Source organism: Actinomadura soli, from assembly GCF_005889715.1.
GTDB lineage: Bacteria > Actinomycetota > Actinomycetes > Streptosporangiales > Streptosporangiaceae > Spirillospora > Spirillospora soli.
The window spans coordinates 1-2,252 of the sequence record NZ_VCKW01000512.1; the positions used below are offsets into that span (position 1 = coordinate 1).

General features: G+C 67.4%; 3 protein-coding genes. All 3 read left to right on the plus strand.

Annotated features, from left to right (window positions below; genetic code table 11):
* The first annotated feature begins 137 nt into the window (after positions 1–137).
* The 3 genes from ETD83_RS41335 to ETD83_RS43345 all read left to right on the plus strand — a co-directional run bounded on the left by ETD83_RS41335 (position 138) and on the right by ETD83_RS43345 (position 2,132).
* On the plus strand, positions 138–449 hold the full coding sequence (locus ETD83_RS41335; protein WP_138650687.1) for a hypothetical protein: 312 nt from the start codon (positions 138–140) through the stop codon (positions 447–449).
* 41 nt (positions 450–490) lie between these two features.
* The gene (locus ETD83_RS41340; protein WP_138650688.1) at positions 491–1,864 is read left to right on the plus strand and encodes a hypothetical protein; all 1,374 of its coding nucleotides are present in this window, start codon (positions 491–493) and stop codon (positions 1,862–1,864) included.
* 100 nt (positions 1,865–1,964) lie between these two features.
* Positions 1,965–2,132 (plus strand): hypothetical protein, encoded by a 168-nt coding sequence (locus tag ETD83_RS43345; RefSeq protein ID WP_171064739.1) that lies wholly within the window; start codon positions 1,965–1,967, stop codon positions 2,130–2,132.
* Positions 2,133–2,252 lie beyond the last annotated feature (120 nt).

Below are 2,252 nucleotides of genomic sequence, written 5' to 3' on the forward strand. Positions count from 1 at the left end.
CAACCGTCTCAAGCGGCACCGGGCCGTGGCCACCAGATACGACAAGCTCTGTGTCCGTTACCAGGCCGTCCTTGAGATCACTGCCATCAACGAATGGCTCCACCTACTTCGGCACACGGCCTAGTGCGAAACCTGAAGTGAGCTGGGCACACTGGGCCGCCCTGCAGCTCGGCCTGGCCAGGTGCCACCGCCGTACCAGTGATGACACTCAAGCCGCACGCAACGCTGGTGCTGCGTTCACCACGGCCGCCCTGGCCGCCGAAAGCGGCGACCTCGATGCCGCCGAGGCGGCCGTGCAGATCGGTGCGGTGCTGGTGGAAGTGTTCACCGATACCGGCGAGGTGGTGACCGGCGGCAGGACCGGCCATGGCCTTGCCGGGGAAGAGCCGATGGGTGCCACAGCGCGTGCCATGGAACCGTGGCGGCCTCCTTGGCCGTCTACTAGTTGAGCTCGCTGGGATCCCTCCGGCGGGAGAATCGAGGGGGCATCATGGCCTCTCAGATCGAGTCCTTCATTCTCTTGGGCGTCGTCCTGCTCGGCACGGGACTGGCCCTCGCCACGGCAGGTTTGGGCACGTGGCTCTGGGACAAAGCCTGCGTCTGGCTCAATCCCGCTGCATGGCGAACCCGCCGTCCGCCTCCGCGACGCACTGCGCCACAATCTGCGCCACAACCCGCGGTTGACGAGCGGCACGTCCCTGCCCGTGTTGAAAGGCGCCAGAGCCCGATCTCGTTAACCGAGGGCGTGAGCCCCAGGGCCGTTCCGCCGGATCCCGCCTCCGCGCCACCTCTCGTGGCTGCGGCTCGCATCCAGATCCTCAACGTCATCGACCGCCCGGGAGGGCGGATCCATTTCATGACGGTGCTGCGAGACGGCGAATGCGTCGGAGTCAAGTTCCGCAAGCCACTCAACCTGAACCAGGTGGTGGCCGCTCTCGGCAAGAAGAACAAGAGACGGCAGGCTAAGAAGATCCGCCGCGTGGTCAAGGCCGCGCGGCCGTCTATCGTGCGTTTCCCCACCAGGAGCGAGGCCGAGCGCGAGGCTGAGGAGATCCGGGCCCGCGAGCAGCGGGCCGAGGTGGTCGTCGCCGAAGCGTCCAAGATCATGCCGAAGTCCACGCAGGAGGGCTTCCTTCTCCTCCGCTTGGGGATCGACATCGTCACCGCCGAGGACGATCGAGCCGCTTTGGAGGCGCTGCTGACCTTCGCCGTCCGGGGTGCGATCGGCGCGATGTTCGCGCCGGATTATGCGCTGATCATGCCACTGATCAATATGGTGATCGACGGCATCCTGGACTGCATCAGCCCCGCGTCTGAGCTCGGGAAAGTGGTGACGACGCGGGACATCCCCAGGGTGTCGCGCGAAACCAGTGCCATGACCAGACCCAGCCCGGCGGCCGAGGCTCGTCCAGTGAACCGCGAGCCTCAATCGGCACCGAACGGGACCCGAGACGAAGAGTCCACTCGACGCGATCACCAAGCCACCACCCGGCCTGGCTCTGCAAGTCACAGCCAACCCACCGACCGGGAACCGCCTGCTGCGTCGACAGGACCCCGACCCTCCTCGCCCCGCACGCCACAGACCGAGGCCACTGGCCAGCCTGAACCTGCCGTGCCCGATCGTTCCCCACGAGCACAGACCCAGGCCGCCGGGTCCGAGGAGCCCGCGCCAAAGCTGCCGCCCGCCGTTCGGGCGCGAGCCCAGGCCGCCGGGTCCGAGGAGCCCGCGCCAAAGCTGCCGCCCGCCGTTCGGGCGCGAGCCCAGGCCGCCGGGTCCGAGGAGCCTGCACAGCCACTCGACCCTCGACCGAACGTCATCGATCCGCCCAGTCGGCCTGCCCGGGGCCGCGGCAGCCTGTATTAACTGAACACCGCTTGGGACGGCCGGATGAGGATGCGTTCTCCCGAACGCCTCCTCATGGGCCGATCTGGGACAAACCCGCCGTCAGCGGGTCGCATTGTCGATGCGGACACGGTTCAGCGACCCCGTCGGCTATCACCAGGTACTGGCGCTGCTGGAGAGCGGGCCGGTCGACGGCCGCGACAGGCGAGTCCAGGCGATCATGCTCGGCAACCCCAGTGCCTGCGAGCTGCTCGACGAGCTCGCCGACCTACCCCGCATCCGGCACTAGGCCGTGTGCCGAAGTAGGTGGAGCCATTCGTTGATGGCAGTGATCTCAAGGACGGCCTGGTAACGGACACAGAGCTTGTCGTATCTGGTGGCCACGGCCCGGTGCCGCTTGAGACGGTTG

Excerpts from the sequence above, each read along its gene's own strand:
- ETD83_RS41340 (WP_138650688.1), top strand. The coding sequence starts at position 491 with ATGGCCTCTCAGATCGAGTCCTTCATTCTCTTGGGCGTCGTCCTGCTC.
- ETD83_RS43345 (WP_171064739.1), top strand. The coding sequence starts at position 1,965 with ATGCGGACACGGTTCAGCGACCCCGTCGGCTATCACCAGGTACTGGCG.